Raw genomic sequence first — 17,633 nt, 5'->3', positions numbered from 1 at the left:
ACCGGTTGGTCGAGCGGGCGTCGTCGAACCTAGCAAGTACTGTGTGGTGGCGGGCATGGTGTGGACGTCCGAACTCGTGGACTCCCCGCCCCCGGACCGGCTGACCGAGGTCTACGCCGACCGGCCCACGCCCTCGTCCTCGGCGCTGCCCTCAACCGCCCTGGACGCGCGGCCCGCCTCGCCGACCTCGTCTTCATGATCGGCACCGGATACGGCACCCTCGCCCGGTCGGACGGGGATCAGCCGGGCGATCGACATCCAGGAGACGGCCGAGCGTGCCGGCATCGTCATGGGGACCGTCGTCGCCCTCACCTACTTCAAGCTCGTCGCCGGAGGCGAGGCTCTTCGTCGCCGGTGGGACATCCCGCTCGACCCGGTCGGCACCGGCCGCTACGTCGCTGGGCACATGAGGTACACGGATTCGGCCGCCGGCGCACAAGTCGTCGACGACCTGAGCGCGTTCGTGAGCCCTGCGAGCCGATCCACCTGCGGGACGAGCGGCGGCGACGGAACTCCCCGACCCGTGAACGCCGTTCCGGGATGGGCCCGCAATTCCCCCGGTGCCGGCCACACCACCGGAGGGCCGGTCCGTCCGGAGAGGGCTCCGGAGCCGGTTGTGGGGGAGGAGAGTGGGCTTGTTGTGGGTACCCATGTCGATTGGGTTCGTCCGGCTTCCTTGTCTACCGGATGTGTTGCGCGGAGTGCTCGGCCACTGATCGGCTTCCCTCGGCGGTCGGGGCGCCCGCCGCGCGGGTGATTCGACCGCCGAGGGCACGCAGATGCTCCCGGAGTTCGGGCGGCTGGTGCACCTCGAACTCGCAGCCGAGCATGGACAGTCGGAACGCGAGCCATTCGAGCGTGTCGACGTAGCCGGTGAGTCGGCAGCTCTCGGCGTCGATCGCTTCCAGACGAGTGCCCGCTTCGAGGTCGAGTGCGTCGCCGAGCCTGGCGGCGATCTGCTCGGCCGGCGCGTACAGCGTGGCGTCGGCCCGGTGGGTCGGCGCGGCGGCGAGCCTGGTGCGCTCCACGTAGGCGGCGGCGTCTCGATCGGGCAACGTCCGGGCGGCCACGCGCGCACCGGTCGGGCGCAGGTCGCCCATCCGGTCGACCCGGAAGCTGCGCCAGTCGGCACGATCGTCGTCGTACGCGACGAAGTACCAGCGGCGCCCGGCGGATACCAGCCGGTTCGGCTCGACCAGGCGCGTGCTCTGCACACCGCCGGCGGTGCGGTAGACGAAGCGCAGCTTCTCGTGGTTGGCGATCACGCCGGCGAGCACGGCGAGTGTCTCGGGTTCCACGGTCGGACCGGACACCACCAACGGCACGGTAGCGCCGGTCAGCGCCCGCACCCGCCCGCGCAGCCGCGCCGGCAACACCTGCTCCAGCTTGGTCAGCGCCCGTACGGACGCCTCCTCGATCCCGGCGACGGCGTTCCCGGCAGCCGCGCGCAGCCCCACCGCGATCGCGACCGCCTCCTCATCGTCGAGCAGCAACGGCGGCATGGCCATCCCGGCGACCAACCGATAGCCGCCCTCGGCGCCGCGGGTGCCCTGGACCGGATAGCCGAGTTCGCGCAGCCGCTCGATGTCGCGGCGGATCGTGCGCGGGCTCACCGCCAAGCGGGCGGACAGTTCGCTGCCGGGCCACTCCCGAGGGGTTTGGAGGAGGGACAGCAGGCCGAGCAGGCGGGCGGGCGTCGCGACGGTCATGGTTTCGAGGATGCCACGCCATGCGGTCAGGATCCGACCTATATGGCGAATATCGTCGAAGACACCAAGGCGGCGGCGCCGAGTGCGCCGGATTTCCGCTTCACGAGCTTGTCACCGGAGGCAGCGACATGACCGTCAAGACCATCCCCGAGGGCTACACCACCGTGACGCCGTGGATCCTGGCGCACGACACGGCGGGTCTGATCGACTACCTGACCGAGGCGTTCGGCGCCGAGGAGCCGGCGGGCTCGCGCTTCGTCGGCGCGGACGGCCGCATCCAGCACGCCGAGGTTCGCATCGGCGACGCGATGGTGATGATGTTCGACATCGACCCGACGACCCCCCAACCGCCCGCGTTCATGCGGCTGTACGTCGAGGACGCGGACGAGGTGCACCGCCGCGCGGTGGCAGCCGGCGGCACCTCGGTCACCGAGGTGACCCACCTGTTCTTCGGTGACCGGGTGGGTCGGGTCCGCGACCCGTTCGGCAATCTGTGGTGGATCCAGTCGCGGATCGAGGACGTCGCCCCGGAAGAACTCGAACGGCGACTGAGCGACCCGGAGTTCGTGGCGGCGATGGCCTACGTCCAGGGCGCGGAGTTGTTCGAGAAGGGTGGCCGGCAGGCGTAGCCTCGTGGGCTGTCGGCCATGTCCCGGGGATCACAGGGGACTTGCGGTGCCGTGCAGCCATGAGGTCTGCCCACCGGGACTGTTCCGATAGCGGCGCCCCACCCGGTCGGTGGGCCCCGGACGGTGATCGCCCCCTTGGTCCGGGCCGTTGCCGCCATGACGACCGAGTGGTGGAAGCGGCGTCGATCGCGGGCGTGGTGGGTCGTCGGCGTCGATGCCCTCGGCGGTCGCCGACGTGCTCGTTGTCCGTGCCGGCTCTCGCGCCGCCCGGTGCGGTCGCGGATTCCGGGCGGTGCCGCCGGTCGTGGTAGCGGGATGTGCACACACCGAGCCGGTGGCACATGGATGCGACGGGATATACGTACTCCGCGGTATCGAGTCGCATCGTCTTGACGAACCCGTACTCGCCCGCGCGCTGTCGTCCCGCTCCCAGCCGATGGTGCGGCACCCAAATCCGTTTGCGCGCCGCGAGATCGTCCGTAGTCTGCGGCGCATGGACTCCGTACTGATCAGGCCGATGTCGGAGGAAGACCTTCACGCCACCGAACGCACCTCCGGGATCACGTTCCTGGAGGCTGATCGCGAGACCCGACGGGTGAACGAACCGGAGCCCACACCGCGCTCCGCCGCTGCTTCGCGGCTGTGGATCGATCGGATGCGTCACTTCCTGTCCGTCGATCCGGAAGGCTGTTGGGTCGCGCAGGACACACGGGACATCGTGGGTTTCGCGATCTCCCAGAACCGCGGGTCGCTCTGGTTCCTGGCAACCTACGGTGTCCTGCCCGATCGGCAGGGAGGAGGTATCGGGAAGCGCCTCATGGATGCCGTTCTCGCGCACGCCGCCGGCCGTCCGGGCCTGTTCTCCTCGACCGTCCATCCGGCGGCGACCCGCCGCTATCGGCTGGCCGGTTTTTCCCTGTATCCCCAGATGCGGATGGTCGGCTCCGTCGACCGATCCACGCTTCCGGCGGTCGACGGGCTCCGGGAGGGCGGGGTCGGCGACCTGGAATGGATGGACCGACTCGACCGCGACCTGCGCGGTGCCGGACATGGGCCGGACCACGACCACATGCTGAACACGCTGCGGCTCGTGGTGTCCCGCGCGAGCAACCGCCCCGGATACGTGTACGTGGACGAGGACCGGGGGCGGCCCGCGCTCCTGGCCGCCTCGGACCCGGAGACCGCTCGGCAACTGCTGTGGGAAGCACTCGCGTCGGCCCGCGGCGACACCCTCGTCAACTGCATCACCACCGCCAATCAATGGGCGGTGGACGTCGGCCTGGCAGCCGGTCTGGACATCGACCAGGAAGGCTACCTCGCGGTGCGCGGAATGACGGACCCGGCGCCCTATCTGCCGAGCGGCCACTTTCTGTGACAAGAGGGCCTTTGGTTTCCCGAGCCACGTGTGGTCGTGGGTCCCGGGGTCCCGGGGCCCGAGCATGTACAAACCCCGCAGGACGCTCTTCCCCTGCGCCCAGGCGGCCTCTCGGGGCGGCCGGGGCGCGTCCGGGTGCGTGCGCGCTAATCGGGGGTGTCGCCGTACGACTGTAGGAGTGTGGTCAGGGTTGTGGTGAGGTGTTCGAGGTCGTCGGGGTCGAGGGCGTCGAGTAGGCGGGCCTCGTTGGCGATGTGTGCGGGGAGTACGCGGTCGATGATCTCGAGGCCGCGGGGGTGAGGCGGATCCGTACGGAGCGGCGGTCGACGGTGCCCCGCACGCGCGTGACCAGGCCCTTGGTCTCCATGCGGTCCACGCGCAGGGTGATCGCGCCGGTGGTGACGAGCGAGGACTTGAGGAAGGCGCCCGCGGTCAGCTCGTAGGGCTCGCCCGAGCGTCGCAGCGTGGACAGGATGTCGAACTCGCCGGACTCCAGGTCGTGTCGGGCCAGGAAGTCCTTGATCTCCTTGTCCCACATCCGGGAGATGCGCATGAGGCGGGCGACCGCGCCGAGCGGCCGGAAGTCGATGTCGGGGCGTTCGCGTCGCCACTGCGCGAGAAGCGCGGCCACCGCGTCGGGCATGCGTGCTCCTTGCAATATCTGAGCGCTCATCTAGTTGACGCTTACCTGAATGGTGATTATCTTAGCGCTCAGCTTATCCGATTCGACTCAACGAGTGGGTGTCCATCATGCCTTTCGTCTCCCTGCGCGACACCGAGGTGCACTACGAAGTCGACGGCCGCGGGCCGGGCCTGGTGCTCGTCCACGGCACCGGCGGCGACGCGGAGAAGGTCTTCGGCAACGTCGTCGGGCACTTCGACGACACCCGAACCGTCGTGCGGCCCAACTTCGGCGGCAGCGGCGCCACCACCGACGACGGCGGCGAATTGTCCGTCGACCTGATCGCGGACCAGGTGGCCGCGGCCACCCGCGCGGTGGTCGACGGCCCGGTCGACATGCTCGGTTTCTCCCTCGGAGCGGTGGCCGCCGCCGCGGTCGCGGCCACTCGTCCCGAACTGGTCCGCCGCCTGATCCTGGTCGGCGGGTGGGCGCACTCGACCGGCCCGCGGGACCGGTTCTACTTCGAGACCTGGCGCAAACTGCTCGATACGGACCGCGAGTTGTTCAAGCGATTCTCCGCGCTCACCGGCTTCGGCGCGGACGCGCTGGACGCGTTCGGACACGAGGGCCTCGCGCAGTCTCTGGCCGACGCCTGGCCGCCGCCCGGCATCGGCCGCCAGATCGACCTCGGCGCGCGGGTCGACATCCGCGAACTGCTGCCCCGGATCACCGCCCCCACCCTGATCGTCGGGTTCGGCGGCGACGCGATGATCCCGATGGCCGGCTCCCGGCAACTGCACGAGGCGATTCCCGGCAGCCGCCTCCTGGAGGTCACCGGCCAAGGGCACATGGACTGGTTCGCCGACCCCTCCGGACTCGGCGGCATCACACGCGAATTCCTCGACGAAGCCCCGGCCGCCGCGGCCTGACCGATTCCGCCGGGACGTGCAGGCCGGGACCCGGGACGCGCCACGATCCCGAGGCGGGGACGAGACGGCCGGGACCGCTTGCTCGACAGGACGGCGAGACCGTTCGCGTCCGCCGAGGACGCCGACCTGATGGAGGATTCATGCGGTTGGAGCAGGTGGACTGGGTCGACATCCCGGCCGGGTTGCTGCGTCGGGGAACGCCGGTCGACGAAGTGGCGGCGGTGGCCCGCCGCTATGCGGACACCGGGGTGCCCGTGGAGTGGTACATGAAGGAAGCCCCGCGCACGGAGATCGACGTGCCGGCGTTTCGGATCGCCCGCACCCCGGTCACGGTCGGCCAGTGGACACGCTTCGCGGCGGCGACCGGCCGACCGGTTCCACAGACGCCGCGAGACCACCCGGTCATCGGGGTCGCCTGGGAGGCGGCGACGGCCTACTGCCGGTGGCTCGGGGAACGGCTGGGCCTCGATGTGCGGCTGCCCACGGAGGACGAGTGGGAGCGCGCCGCGCGGGGCGACGATGGTCGCGAGTTCCCCTGGGGCGACGAGTACCGAACCGGTCTGGCCAATCTGGTGGACCTCGGCATCGGCACCACCACGCCGGTCGGCTCGTTCCCCGATGGAGCCGGCCCGTTCGGTGTGCTGGACATGGCAGGCAACGCCGACGAGTGGACCTCCACCCTCTACGCTCCCTACCCCGGCGCGCCCGCCGAGGTGCCGGCCGCCGAGGACTGGGCCTTCGACCGGCACATCACCCGCGGCGGCGCGTTCCGCCACGACCGGGACCTGGCCCGATGCGCCCGCCGACACGGCGCCTACGAACCGGATCTGGAGGCGATCGGCGTCGGCTTCCGCCTCGCGGCACCGCCCGCTTAGGGCCGGACAACGTTCCGGCATCGCTCGGCAGGCGGAGATCATCCGGGTGCGACGGTGATCGAGGATGTCGGCCCGTGCCGGGCAAGCCGGCGGGGGCGGGCGTCGTTTGCTGCGGCGTATCGTTCCTCCGGTGGAACTGATCTTCGAGACGCGCCGATCGCACTCGCCGTGGGTCGACTGTGTGTGGACCTGTACGAGCGAGCAGGTCACGGCGATGACGTCGATCGCGGGGGTGCGATGGGGCCTGGTTTTCTGGGAGCGGGACGGCCGTGCGTACGCGGGCGTCACCGGTCCCGAGACCCGGGCCACGGTGGCGCCGGTGCCCGAGGGCGCGATCTTCACGGGCATCGAGTTTGCCGTGGGCACCTCGTTGCGGGCCCTGCCCACGCCGTCGTTGGTCGACGGCGGTGTCGAGCTCCCCGACACCGCGCGGCGAACGTTCCGCCTGGACGGTGCGCGGTGGGAGACGCCTGATTCCGACGACGCCGAGGCGCTGGTCGAGCGTCTGGTCCGGGTCGGGAGCGTGGTGCGTGACCCGCTCGTCGCGGAGGTGCTGCGGGGGCACCGCCCCGCTGTCTCCACACGCACGGTGGAACGACGGTTCCGCGCCGCGACGGGGCTGACATCGGGCGCCGTTCGACAGATCGAGCGGGCGCGCTCGGCGGCGGCGCTGCTGGTGGCCGGCGAAACGGCCGCCGACGTCGTCGCCGAGCTCGGCTACTTCGACGAGCCGCACTTGGCCCGGGCGCTGCGCACCTACGTCGGGCGCACCGCCGGGCAACTGCGCGAGCGCGTCGGCGGCGCGCTCGCCCTCCTGTCGGATCAGCGCCCGACGTCGTAGATCAGCTTCAGGATCCCGTTCGGGTAGCTCTCCGACTCCCGTAGCTTCAGCATCTGCTTGTCGCGGTCGGCCCGACCGAACAGGCTCTTCCCGGCGCCGAGCAGCACCGGGAAGACGAGCAGGTTGTATTGATCGATCAGGCCCGCGTCCGACAACCGCCGGGCCAGCTCCGCACTCCCGTGGATGAAGATCGCGCCGCCCTCGCTCTCCTTGAGCGCGGCGATGTCCTCGATCGAGCGCAGGATGGTCGTCTGTCCCCACCCGTCGACGAGGGCGTCTTCGGACAACGTGCCGGACACCACGAACTTGGGCAGGTCCTTGTAGCCGGCATGGTCCTCCGAGCCGGGCCAGACCGGCGCGAACGCCTCGTAGCTGCGGCGGCCGAACATCAGCGCCGTAGTATCGGCCAGTTCCTCGTTCTTCAGCGACCAGGCTTCCGGGACGAACTCGAGGTCCTTGAACACCCAGCCGCCGCTGCGGTGCTCCTCTCCCGGCCCGCCGCCGGGCGAGTCGAGAACGCCGTCGAGCGACATGAAACCGGTGTAGACCAGGTTGCGCATGGTGCCGTCTCCTCAAGATCATCGCGAGCTGTCGCAGACACGTTAGGCCGTCGCCGCAGAGGCTGTCTTGGACGGAAACGACATCCGCTCGCAACGGTCCGGGACGTCGGGGCCGCTCGGAGCGTGGAGACGGTGGTTCCGGTCCGAGGCGAAGCGTCGACGGCGGGCGGTCGCGTTTCGTCGAGACGAACATCCGCGAATGCGTCGGCCACCACCCGATGTGTCGTCCTCTCGCCGGCAGGCACAGGGCAGGCCGTGGTCGACGCCGGCCGCTACCGGGCCTCGGTCGCCGGTTCCTCCGGTCGTGGGGCGTCCTCGGCGGCGCCGTCGCGCAGCAGGATCCCGACGAGGAGTGCCGCGCCGGTCAGCAACACCGCGCAGACCACGGCGGTGATCCGCATCTCCCGGGTGAAGGCGTCGAACGCCGCCCGCCGCAACGCGTCGCCGGTGCCTCCCGGGAGGTTCGCGGCGGTGTCGACGGCGGCGCCGAGGGTGTCCCGGGCGGTGTCGAGGTCGCCGGGCGACAGGCCGTCCGGTGCCTTGTCGGTCAGCGTCGTTCGGTAGATCGTGGTGCCGATGCTGCCGAGGATCGCGATGCCGAGGGCACCACCGAACTCGGCGGCGGTCTCGGTGATCGCCGACGCCGATCCGGCCCGTTCGGGCGGCGCGCAGGACAACACCACGTCGGTGACCACCGCGACCATCGCGCCGATACCGAGGGCGACCACGGTCAACGCGGCGACGAGGTGGCCGCTCCCGGAGTCGGTGCCGATCGGCGCGAGCCCGACGAAGCCGAGCACGGACACCGCCAACCCGATGACGATCACGTTCGGCTTGCCGATGCGCGGGGCGAGCGCGGTGGCCGCCGCGATGCCCGCCGGCATCACCAGGAATGTCGGCAAGGACCACACCGCCGACTCCAACGGCCCCATCCCGTGCACGAGTTGCAGGTACTGCGAGGTGAACAGGCTGAAGCCGACCAGGACGAACGAGCCGAGCCCATCGGTCGCCAACGACACGCCGAACCGGCGCGAGCGGAACAACGACAGGTCGATCATCGGGTGCGCGACCACTCGTTGCCGGTACAGGAATCCGCCGCCGACCACGAGCCCGGCGGCGATCCAGCCGACCGGTTCCGCGCCGAGACCGTGCTCCGCGCTCCGCTTGATCCCGTACACCACGGCGACCACGGCGACGAGCGACAGCACCGCGCCCAGCACGTCGAAGCGGCCGGGCACGGGGTCCCGGGACTCGGGGAGCAGCAGCGGCCCGAGCACGAGCAGCAGGACCATCACGGGCACGTTGATCAGGAAGACCGAGCCCCACCAGAAGTGTTCGAGCAGTACGCCGCCGATGATCGGGCCGAGCGCGGCACCGCCCGCGAAACCGGACGTCCACACGCCCACCGCGGTGGCCCGCTCGCGTTCGTCATGGAACATGTTCCGGATCAGGGAGAGCGTGGACGGCGCGAGGGTGGCCCCCGCGACACCGAGCAGCGCGCGGGCCGCGATCAGCATGATCGGACCGGTGGCCAGAGCCGCCAGGACCGAGGCGACGCCGAAGCCGAGCGCACCCGCGAGCAACAACCGGCGCCGGCCGATCCGGTCGCCGAGCGTGCCCATCGTGATGAGCAGTCCGGCCAGGAGGAACCCGTAGGCGTCCATGATCCAGAGCAGTTCCGAACCGCTCGGATCGAGATCGGTGGTCAGGAACGGGAGCGCGATGAACAGGACGGACATGTCCATCGAGACCAGCACACAGGAGAGCACCAAGACCGCGAGTCCGACCCACTCCTTCGTCCCGGCCCTGTTGCGTGTTTCCGTCATGTCCACCGTTCCCGCAGCCGTTCGCATCGTCGATTTCGGCTCGATGCGTACGTGCTACGCATCGGCCGCGTACAAGGTACCCATCACTTCGCCTGACCACCAATCTTTATTCACAGCGGCGTATGACCGGCAGATTTCCACACGGAGCGTTTCTCGATTAGGATTTCGTCACGAAGTTGTGCGTGTGACGAAAAGGAGATCCGTACGATGGCGACCTGCGCCCGCTGCGGCAATGCGCTGGAGTCGGCCGTGCGCGGCAGACCCAGGCGCTACTGCTCGCGGGCCTGCCAAGCGAAGGCGTATCGGGCCCGGACGGCGGGGGAGCCCGTGATCGACCCGACGGCCTCCGGCGCCGAAGTCGCCCCCGCCACGGCCGGCGAGACCGACCCGCCCCACCTGACCGTCGAGCGCATCGTGCGCGCCGGCATCGCGATCGCCGACGCCGAGGGGCTGGACGCGCTCTCGATGCGCGCCGTGGCCTCCCGCCTCGACGCGGGCACCATGTCCCTGTATCGCCACGTGACGTCCAGGGACGAGTTGGTGACCCTGATGGTGGAGGCCGCGCTGACCGAGGCCCCGCCTGCGCAGCCGCCCCCGCTCGACTGGCGCGAGGGGCTGGAGCGGGCCGCGCACCGCGACTGGGAGCTGTACCGCCGGCATCCGTGGATCCTGCCGAACGTGATGATGGGCACCCGGTTGCGCCCCAGCCCCGCGATCGCGGCGGACAACGAGTACACGTTCACGTCCTTCGACGGACTCGACCTCGAACCCGGCGAGGCGTTTCGCTACGTCTTCATGGTCACCGCGTACGCGCAGGGCGTCGCCGTGACGCTGGTCGACGAGATCGAGAACGAGCGTCGGTGGGGCCCGGCCCCGGCACGGCGGCGCACCTCCGCCGACCCCTCCTGGGAAGACCTGTACGCGACCGGCGCGTATCCGCGGCTGACCCGCGCGATGCGTGCCGCGGGCGAACCCTGGGACTTGGACGCCCTGTTCCGGTCGGGCCTGGCCGGCGTCCTGGACGGCATCGCGGCGTCCCTGGCCCGGCGCCGGACGTAGCGACGGCCCGGGGGAGTCCGGTGTGGTGCCGGCTCTCGGGGTCGTCGTCCCGACCGGATGGCCGCCAGGGGCGCGGACGTGGCCGAGGAGATCCAGGACATGGCCGGGGTCGGTCGATTCGGCCGGGTCACCGATCCCGAGGGCAATCGCGTGGAACCGTGGCAGCCCGCCTGATCCCACACCGGATCGGGAGTTCGCACCGGCGACCGACGACGGCGTCGCGGCGTTCGGCCGCGGTGTGCCGCAGGGCCCGTTGACGACCATCTCGGATGGTAAAGTTTTCGCCAAGGGAATCGATCGCGCCCTCCGGGCGGAGGGGAGTGCGTGTGCCGCAGCGAGCGAATCGCCTGTCGGTTCCGGTCGTTGCGTTGCTCTTCGTGTTGTCCCTCGTGTCCGCCTTCGCCGCCGGGTTCGGCCGAGGCGAGGGGGCCGGGGGATCGTTGCCGGTGGCCGCGGCCACCGTGCACGCGACGCCGGTGTCCGGCGGGCCACACGGACTCGAACGCCCCCAGGACTGTCGGCCCGCCTCGTCGACCTCCGCACCGGTGGCGACCGCCGGTGAACTCGATCGCCCCGATCCGCACACGCATGTCGACGCCGCGGGCATCGCCACCGACGAGCGCATTCCGCGCGTGCGGTGTGCGCCGCCGGTGGCCGGGTCGGGGATCGACCCGCTCGCAGGATACGGACCGCGTCCACCGCCCGCACGGGGGCCACCGGAGCGCCCCGGGACCTGACGTTCGGCCCCTGCCGACGTCAGCCGTCCCCGACGACGCCCGGATCCGACCACCGCCCCGGAAGGACGGTGATCTTCGTGCATCTCGCGGAGGCCCTGATCGCGCTCGGCGGCGCATTCCTCGCCGCCGGAATCCTCGCCCGTGCCGGCGCCCGCATCGGGCTGCCCACCATCCCGCTGTTCATGCTGGCCGGCATCCTGTTCGGCCCCAACACCCCCGGTATCGCCCTCGTCGACAACCCCGGCGACCTCAAACTGCTCGGGGCGATCGGCCTGGTGTTCCTGCTGTTCTATCTGGGCCTCGAATTCCACACCGACGACCTGGTCGCCGGTGGGCGCCGACTGGTCGGCGTCGGTGCCCTCTACCTCGCGCTCAACGTGGGTGGCGGCTTCCTGTTCGGGCTCGCGCTCGGCTGGGGGTGGCGCGAGGCGCTCGTGCTCGCGGGCGTCATCGGCATCTCCTCGTCGGCGATCGTCACGAAGGTACTGGTCGACCTGGGGCGACTGGGCAATCCCGAGACCCGGTTGATCCTGGGCGTGATCGTGATCGAGGACGTCTTCCTCGCGCTCTACCTCGCGATCCTGACCCCCGTGCTCGGCGAAGCCGATGGCATCGGTGCGGCGGCGCTCGACGTCGGCAAGGCGTTCGGATTCCTGATCCTGCTCGCCTCGATCGCACGCTGGGGAACGCGGCTGGTCGGCCGGTTGATCGCCACCAAGGACGACGAACTGCTCGTGGTGATCTTCACCGGTCTGGCGATCCTGACCGCCGGAGTGGCCGAGGAACTCGGTGTATCGGACGCGATGGGCGCGTTCATGATCGGTCTGATCCTGGGGGCAACCAAGAGCGCGCCGCGGATCCGGGAGTTGGTGCATCCGCTGCGGGACGCGTTCGCCGCGATCTTCTTCTTCTCCTTCGGTTTGTCGATCGACCCCGGCGACCTGGCGAAGGTGGCCGTGCCGGTGGCGCTCGCGGTGCTGCTCACGTTCGTACTCAACGGCGTCGCCGGCTCGGCCGCCGCGCGGATCTGCGATCTGGACCGATCGCAGGCGTCGAACGTCGTGTTCACGATCTTGTCCCGGGGCGAGTTCGCGTTGGTCCTGGCAGCGCTCGCGGCGAGCGCCGGCGGTCTGGACGCGCGACTCGCGCCGTTCATCGCCGGGTACGTGCTGGTGATGGCGGTGCTCGGGCCGCCGGCGGCGACCCAGGCCCGACGACTCGAACGAGTGTTGCCCGCGCGGTTGTTCCGGGAGCGGGACGAGGACGCGAAGGAGCAGGACGACGCGGGCGTCCCGACGCCGGCGGGGACGCGGGCGCACACCGACTGAACAGCGCAGGACGCGGCTTGTGGCGATCGTCGGCCGACGCCCGCCGGCCGCGTCCGGCGCGCCGACGGGCCGGCCGTGATCGAACACCTCGTCCGAGGTCGACCGCGCCAACCGCCCCCGGGCCGGCCTCCCGTCCTCGCGCCGGCGAAGTGTCGGCGGATGGCGGTACGTTGCGCCGACGTATGCGATGCGACATCGAGGAGCGTTCGTCGTGACTGCCGAGGCGGCTCTGATGACCGGCCCTGCCGACGTGAGCGGGCGCCTCGCCGAGCCCGGCGCCCGCACGAACGGTGGGGGAGACCCGGAGCGCCCTCGCGGCCCTGCGCATACGCGACGGGCATCGCGTACGGCTCGCGACGTGGTTGTGTGACGCATGCTCGGTATCACCGTGTCCCGGGCACTCACCATCGCCGATGTGATGGCCGTTTTCGGGGAGTTGCTCCCGCGCGGCTTGCGGTCGGTGGTGCGGCCTCCGGGAGCCGACGTCCCGGACGACACGGGAAACCTCTGGGCGAGTCTGGAGCCCACCCATGATCCGGCGTGGCCGCTCGGTCTTGTGGTGCATGTGTACGAGTTCGACCTCGGGCCGTACCCCGACCTGCGCCTCGCGGAGCACATCGCGACAAGACTCGGCACGGACGTCCTGTGCGGCGTCGATCCGTCCCTCGCCGACGTCGACCCCTGGGATCCGTACTACGCCCTGGCGCTGGTCGACGGCCGGTGGCATCTGGCGAGCACGGCCGGTTCGCGCCTCATGGGACCGTATACCGTGTGCGACGTCGACGGGGTCCGAGAGGAGCCCGGCGACGAGCCCGTCAGGCTCCTGCGACGGATCGGGGTCGACACGCGCTGAGCCGTGATCGACGGCCTTCCCGGACGTGCGCGGAATACCAACACCCTTTCGCGCCAAGGCGGTTCGATCCGCCTGTGGTTCGCTCGCACCGAGCGGCATCGGATTCAGAACACGTCGCGCAGGGTCTCCAGGAGGCGGGCGATGTTGGCCTCGTCTCGGCGGTAGTAGGTCCACTTGCCCCGCCGGGTGGCGATCACGAGACCCGCCTGTCGCAGAATCGTGAGGTATTGCGAGGTGGTCGACTGACCCACGCCGGTGCGCTGCTGGATGTCGCTTACGCAGACGCCGATCTCGACGTCCTCGGGTTCCTGGCCGGGGAAGCTCATCGGGTCCTTGAGCCACACCAGCATCTGCCGGCGGGTCGGGTTGGACAGGGCTCGGAACACCGCCGACAACTCCGCCTCCGAGAACATGCGGTGATCGTAACGCACGCTCATATTGACGATTCGCGATATGTCAATCTAACGTTGCCGCATGACGACCTCGATGCGTGTGGTGGAACTCGTCCGCTTCGGCGACGCGGACACCTCGTTCGCCGGCCGAGAACTGCCGAAACCCACCCCCGGGCCCGGCCAAGTGTTGGTACGCGTGCTGGCCACGTCCGTGAACCCTCTCGATCTGCAGACCCGGCGCGGCGACTACCGCGAAGAGGTGGCGCTACCGGCCGTGATCGGCAACGACGTGTCCGGCGTGGTGGTCGCCACCGGGCCGGGGGCGGACGACTTCCGGCCGGGCGACGAGGTCTGGTACCTGGCGCCGATCTTCGCCGGACAGGGAACCTACGCCGAGTTCCACGTGGTCGACCAGGCCCTGGTGGCCCGCAAACCCGCGGGGTTGTCGCACACCGAGGCCGCCGCTCTCGCACTCGTGGGCGTGACGGTGTGGGAGGCCCTGGTCGAACGCGCCGGGACGCGGGTCGGGGAACGGGTCCTGGTGCACGGTGGAGCGGGCGGGGTCGGCTCGGTGGCCGTCCAGGTCGCCGCCGCGTTGGGGGCCGAGGTGGTGACCACGGCGCGGGCGGGGGACCACGAGTTCGTCACCGGACTCGGAGCCGACCTCGCGATCGACTTCTCGGCCGGCGACTACGTGCCGCAGGTACGCGCACTGGGTGGCGTCGACGTCGTGTTGGACACGGTGGGCGGGGACACCCTTGCCCGCAGTCCCGAGGTCCTCGCGGACCGGGGCCGGGTGGTGTCCATCGTGGACACCCCCGAGCCCCAGAACCTGCTTGCCGCGTGGGGTGTGAACGCGACCTACCACTTCCTCTTCGTCAGCCCCGGCCGGGCGAAGCTCCAGGCCCTCGGCCGACTGGTCGACCAGGGCAGACTCCGGCCGGTGGTCGGCGCCGTGCTGCCACTGGCCGACGTCGCACGGGCGCACACACTGCTGGAGGGCGGCGGCTCCGCCGGCGAGGGCCGCAGGCGACCGCGCGGCAAGATCGTCATAGACGTGCACTCGTCGGTGGTGGAACCGGTCGCGGGATGAACCCAGTGAGGGCGCGGTGGGTGCGGCGTGGGGCGAGGCACTGCGGCCGATCCGCATATTCCGGCGAACGCCGGACGACGACGGCACCCCGGACGGTGGAGCGCGGACCCGACGCGGGGCGAATCTCCCTCCGCCGCAGAAGAGTTGCCCGGATGATCCGGATCCGGATCCACATGGCGACCGCTCCCCGATGGGCGGCGGGACCCGCGAGAGCAACGACGGGCACGGTGCTGTCGTCGTCAAAAGTCGCATGAGAATAGGGAATTACCTTTCGCCGGGTGGTTGAATTCCACTCCGAAAACGGGCAGGAAATGATTCCCCGGCCCTAGGGTGGGCATCGTGGCGACGCGAGGAAAAGACCATCGGTGGGCGCCACATGCGGTCGGCGCCCTCCTTCTCGGCCTGCTGACCGCCTACCTCGTCACACAGGGATTCAACGCCCTTCCCGATCCCGACTTCGGTGGGGCCATTACGTGCGACGACCGGGTCATGGGTCCGGGTGACGTCTGCCGGACGATCTCATCCCGCGGCAGCGGTGAGCAAACCTACGCGGAACTCTTGGATACGGAACGGCGGGGCGCGCCCGCCCTCGCCGCCGTCATGTTCGGTCTCGGCGCACTGTCGCTCGTGGGGGTGGCATTCCAGGCGCGGAAGGCGTGGAACGCCGCGCCGGTCGACGCCACGGTCGCGATCGGGGTCGGTGTACGCGAGCGGTGGTCGCGGAGCCGCGAGGCTCGCCGCCAACAGTTTGCCCTCGCGGCCCGCATGCGCACCACGACGGCGATCGTGGCCGGAGTGAACCCCTCGCTCGACTGCCCCGTGGAACTGGTGCTCGGGCGCTACTCCGAGCGTGGCGGGACGCTGGGCGTGGCCGCCGTCGTCCCGGTCGACGACCCCGACGACGTCGAAACGCTCACCGGATTGCTCGGCGCCCCTCCTGCGGATCACCCGTGGCGGCCGACCCGGTCCGGGGCGGGGCGGACTCCGCGCGCCGATCCCCGCTTCCGGGTGGATTGCGTCACCGTGAATCCCGACATCGTCGTCGAGATCCGAGTCGACCCGGACACGCTGAGCCGAAGCGGCCGTTGGCAGCACGCGGAATTGGTCAAGCTGCGGCACGATCTCGCCCCCGACCGGGTTCCGAGGGGGAAGCAACTGACCGCCCAGGACCACCCGACCCCACGTTGACGACGACGTCCGCACGACCGGCCATGCGGCCAACCCCGATTCGCCCGATCTTCGGGTGGATCGGGGCTTTTTGACATGAAGACTGTGTCGTGCGCCATTTCGCATGGATATCTGCCCCAACCTGGAGCGCGGGGGTGGTTCCGGGACGAGGGAGACAGGTGCGCGAGGAAGACATCACGGTCGTCGACGCCAAAACCGTGGACACCGCGGTCAAGGCGACCATGCTCGGCAACGCCATGGAGTGGTACGACTTCGGTATCTACGCCTACATGGCGGTCACGATCGGGAAGGTGTTCTTCCCCTCGGGGAACGACACCGCGCAGACGTTGTCCTCGTTCGCGACCTTCGCCGCCGCCTTCCTGGTCCGGCCGCTCGGCGGCTTCTTCTTCGGGCCGCTCGGCGATCGGATCGGGCGCAAGAAGGTGCTCGCGATCACGATGCTGATGATGGCGAGCGGCACGTTGTGCATCGGGCTGATCCCCGGCTACGGCACGATCGGCTTCGTCGCGCCGGTCCTGCTGGTCCTGTTCCGGATGCTCCAGGGATTCTCGGCGGGCGGCGAGTACGGCGGTGCGAGTACGTTCATCGCGGAGTACGCGCCGGACAAGCGGCGCGGGTTCTACGGCAGCTTCCTGGAGTTCGGCACGCTGATCGGCTACATCCTGGCGGCGAGCCTGGTCACGCTGCTGACTGCGGTGCTCAGCGACCACGAGCTGCGCACGTGGGGATGGCGCATCCCGTTCCTGGTGGCCGGCCCGATCGGGGTGATCGGGCTGTATCTGCGGTTGCGGCTGGAGGAGTCGCCGGCGTTCGCGAAGGTGATGGAGCAATCGGCGGCGACCGAGGCGGAAGCACAGGGGGGCGAGCACGGGAACGAGACGGTGCGCGAGTTCAAGCGGATCTTCCTCGGCCAACGGCGGGCGATGGTCATCTGCATCGCGCTGGTCGCGGCGTACAACGTCAACGACTACATGCTGCTGTCGTACATGCCGACCTATCTCTCCGACACCCTCGGCTACGACGAGACGCACGGCCTGCTGCAGATCGTCGTGGTGATGATCGTGCTGCTCACGGTGATCCACCCGCTGGGCGGGCTGACCGACCGGATCGGGCGCAAGCCGGTGATCATCACCGGGTGCGGGGGCTTCATGGTGCTGCCGGTCCCGTGCTTCGTGCTGATCAAGCAGGGCGACCTGGTTCCGATCTTCATCGGCCTGCTGATCCTGGGCCTGGTCCTGGTCTGCTTCCTGGCCACCATGTCCGCCGCGTTGCCCGCCCTGTTCCCGACCGAGATCCGCTCCGGGACGTTGTCCGTCTCGTTCAACATCTCGGTCTCGCTGTTCGGCGGCACCACCCCGTTCGTGGCCGAGGCGCTGGTCGACGGAACGGGCAACGACTACATGCCGGCCTTCTACATGATGCTCGCGGCGGCCGTCGGCCTGGCCGCCGCGCTCGCGATGACCGAGACGGCCCGCAAGCCGCTGATGGGTTCGCCACCGGCGGTGGAGACGGTCGAGGAGGCTCGGGAACTGGTCGCCGCACAGCGGTGACCACGGCCGGCGGCGCCATGCGGTGTGCACGACGTCGCCGCCGACCGCGACGATCTCGCGGACCGTG

Annotated in this window: 17 protein-coding genes and 1 pseudogene; 13 read left to right on the top strand and 5 right to left on the bottom strand. The window is 70.2% G+C overall.

The window, feature by feature from the left end:
• The first annotated feature begins 55 nt into the window (after window positions 1–55).
• Window positions 56–199 (top strand): hypothetical protein, encoded by a 144-nt coding sequence (locus B4N89_RS50340; RefSeq protein WP_161501001.1) that lies wholly within the window; start codon window positions 56–58, stop codon window positions 197–199.
• A gap of 481 nt (window positions 200–680) precedes the next feature.
• Here B4N89_RS50340 and B4N89_RS41585 read toward each other — a convergent pair whose 3' ends face one another.
• The gene (locus B4N89_RS41585; protein ID WP_078981818.1) at window positions 681–1,709 is read right to left on the bottom strand and encodes a helix-turn-helix transcriptional regulator; all 1,029 of its coding nucleotides are present in this window, start codon (window positions 1,707–1,709) and stop codon (window positions 681–683) included.
• 128 nt (window positions 1,710–1,837) lie between these two features.
• Here B4N89_RS41585 and B4N89_RS41580 point away from each other — a divergent pair, with 128 nt between their 5' ends.
• Entirely contained in the window at window positions 1,838–2,338 is a 501-nt protein-coding gene (locus B4N89_RS41580; RefSeq protein WP_078981817.1) for a VOC family protein, read from the top strand.
• Window positions 2,339–2,831: 493 nt separating this feature from the next.
• Entirely contained in the window at window positions 2,832–3,713 is an 882-nt protein-coding gene (locus B4N89_RS41575; RefSeq protein ID WP_235619291.1) for a GNAT family N-acetyltransferase, read from the top strand.
• A 184-nt stretch (window positions 3,714–3,897) separates the two neighbouring features.
• Here the strand turns inward: B4N89_RS41575 and B4N89_RS41570 are convergent, their stop codons facing one another.
• The gene (locus B4N89_RS41570; RefSeq protein ID WP_235619290.1) at window positions 3,898–4,356 is read right to left on the bottom strand and encodes a MarR family winged helix-turn-helix transcriptional regulator; all 459 of its coding nucleotides are present in this window, start codon (window positions 4,354–4,356) and stop codon (window positions 3,898–3,900) included.
• A gap of 107 nt (window positions 4,357–4,463) precedes the next feature.
• Between B4N89_RS41570 and B4N89_RS41565 the strand changes: the two genes are divergently transcribed.
• From B4N89_RS41565 to B4N89_RS41555, 3 genes are all read left to right on the top strand, one after another.
• The gene (locus tag B4N89_RS41565) at window positions 4,464–5,264 is read left to right on the top strand and encodes an alpha/beta fold hydrolase (RefSeq protein WP_078981816.1); all 801 of its coding nucleotides are present in this window, start codon (window positions 4,464–4,466) and stop codon (window positions 5,262–5,264) included.
• A gap of 140 nt (window positions 5,265–5,404) precedes the next feature.
• A complete protein-coding gene (locus B4N89_RS41560) occupies window positions 5,405–6,139 on the top strand; it encodes a formylglycine-generating enzyme family protein (RefSeq protein WP_078981815.1) in 735 nt (244 codons plus the stop codon).
• A gap of 130 nt (window positions 6,140–6,269) precedes the next feature.
• Window positions 6,270–6,980: a helix-turn-helix domain-containing protein gene (locus tag B4N89_RS41555; protein WP_078981814.1), complete on the top strand. Its 711-nt coding sequence runs from the start codon at window positions 6,270–6,272 to the stop codon at window positions 6,978–6,980.
• Here B4N89_RS41555 and B4N89_RS41550 read toward each other — a convergent pair.
• Both B4N89_RS41550 and B4N89_RS41545 read right to left on the bottom strand, forming a co-directional pair.
• Window positions 6,962–7,540, bottom strand: a complete 579-nt coding sequence (locus tag B4N89_RS41550; RefSeq protein WP_078981813.1) for a dihydrofolate reductase family protein — start codon at window positions 7,538–7,540, stop codon at window positions 6,962–6,964. The two genes, B4N89_RS41555 and B4N89_RS41550, sit on opposite strands and share 19 nt — an antisense overlap.
• A 272-nt stretch (window positions 7,541–7,812) precedes the next feature.
• On the bottom strand, window positions 7,813–9,366 hold the full coding sequence (locus tag B4N89_RS41545; RefSeq protein WP_078981812.1) for an MFS transporter: 1,554 nt from the start codon (window positions 9,364–9,366) through the stop codon (window positions 7,813–7,815).
• Window positions 9,367–9,573: 207 nt separating this feature from the next.
• Here B4N89_RS41545 and B4N89_RS41540 point away from each other — a divergent pair, with 207 nt between their 5' ends.
• The 4 genes and pseudogenes from B4N89_RS41540 to B4N89_RS41520 all read left to right on the top strand — a co-directional run bounded on the left by B4N89_RS41540 (window position 9,574) and on the right by B4N89_RS41520 (window position 13,343).
• Window positions 9,574–10,425, top strand: coding sequence for a TetR/AcrR family transcriptional regulator (locus B4N89_RS41540; protein ID WP_078981811.1), 852 nt, complete (start codon window positions 9,574–9,576; stop codon window positions 10,423–10,425).
• Between the two features lie 54 nt (window positions 10,426–10,479).
• A pseudogene (locus B4N89_RS53205) lies at window positions 10,480–10,599 on the top strand (VOC family protein); the annotation flags it as partial.
• Between the two features lie 640 nt (window positions 10,600–11,239).
• The gene (locus B4N89_RS41525; protein ID WP_101897561.1) at window positions 11,240–12,490 is read left to right on the top strand and encodes a cation:proton antiporter; all 1,251 of its coding nucleotides are present in this window, start codon (window positions 11,240–11,242) and stop codon (window positions 12,488–12,490) included.
• A gap of 373 nt (window positions 12,491–12,863) precedes the next feature.
• Complete coding sequence (locus B4N89_RS41520; RefSeq protein ID WP_078981809.1) at window positions 12,864–13,343, top strand: hypothetical protein; 480 nt, start codon at window positions 12,864–12,866, stop codon at window positions 13,341–13,343.
• 104 nt (window positions 13,344–13,447) lie between these two features.
• Here B4N89_RS41520 and B4N89_RS41515 read toward each other — a convergent pair whose 3' ends face one another.
• Window positions 13,448–13,756, bottom strand: coding sequence for an ArsR/SmtB family transcription factor (locus B4N89_RS41515; RefSeq protein ID WP_078981808.1), 309 nt, complete (start codon window positions 13,754–13,756; stop codon window positions 13,448–13,450).
• 61 nt (window positions 13,757–13,817) lie between these two features.
• Here B4N89_RS41515 and B4N89_RS41510 point away from each other — a divergent pair, with 61 nt between their 5' ends.
• The 3 genes from B4N89_RS41510 to B4N89_RS41500 all read left to right on the top strand — a co-directional run bounded on the left by B4N89_RS41510 (window position 13,818) and on the right by B4N89_RS41500 (window position 17,566).
• Window positions 13,818–14,828 (top strand): zinc-binding dehydrogenase, encoded by a 1,011-nt coding sequence (locus B4N89_RS41510; protein ID WP_078981807.1) that lies wholly within the window; start codon window positions 13,818–13,820, stop codon window positions 14,826–14,828.
• 558 nt (window positions 14,829–15,386) lie between these two features.
• The gene (locus B4N89_RS41505) at window positions 15,387–16,016 is read left to right on the top strand and encodes a hypothetical protein (protein WP_143658276.1); all 630 of its coding nucleotides are present in this window, start codon (window positions 15,387–15,389) and stop codon (window positions 16,014–16,016) included.
• Window positions 16,017–16,123: 107 nt separating this feature from the next.
• Window positions 16,124–17,566, top strand: coding sequence for an MFS transporter (locus B4N89_RS41500; RefSeq protein WP_414646483.1), 1,443 nt, complete (start codon window positions 16,124–16,126; stop codon window positions 17,564–17,566).
• Window positions 17,567–17,633: the final 67 nt, after the last annotated feature.

This window comes from Embleya scabrispora, from assembly GCF_002024165.1.
Lineage (GTDB): Bacteria > Actinomycetota > Actinomycetes > Streptomycetales > Streptomycetaceae > Embleya > Embleya scabrispora_A.
Note: the sequence above shows the minus strand (reverse complement) of the source record. Positions and strands in the feature narration are given on the sequence as shown.